1 protein-coding gene and 1 pseudogene are annotated in these 413 nt (G+C 59.8%); both read left to right on the forward strand.

Annotated features, from left to right (window positions below; translation table 11 throughout):
• Positions 1-135 (forward strand): annotated as a pseudogene (locus ACWGTI_RS32760) (co-chaperone GroES); the annotation flags it as partial.
• Between the two features lie 63 nt (positions 136-198).
• The coding region (locus ACWGTI_RS32765; RefSeq protein ID WP_287182322.1) for a TCP-1/cpn60 chaperonin family protein at positions 199-413 on the forward strand (215 nt) is incomplete at its 3' end.

Raw genomic sequence — 413 nt, forward strand, 5'->3', positions numbered from 1 at the left:
GGCAAGCTGGTTCCCCTGGACGTCAAGGCTGGCGACCGCATCCTGTTCGGCAAGTGGTCGGGCACCGAAGTCAAGCTCAATGGCGAAGACCTTCTGATCATGAAGGAATCCGACATCATGGGCATCATCGGCTGATTATCGGCCTCACCGTCAACTGAATTCCGGGCTTGATCGCAAGCCCTTGCCAGGAGCTAAAACATGGCTGCCAAAGACGTAAAATTCTCCCGCGACGCCCGTGAGCGCATGCTGCGCGGCGTCAACATCCTCGCCGACGCCGTGAAGGTCACGCTCGGCCCCAAGGGCCGCAACGTCGTCATCGACAAGTCGTTCGGCGCCCCGCGCATCACCAAGGACGGCGTCACCGTCGCCAAGGAAATCGAGCTTGAAGACAAGTTCGAAAACATGGGCGCGCA

Source organism: Mesorhizobium sp. ArgA1 (assembly GCF_053714375.1).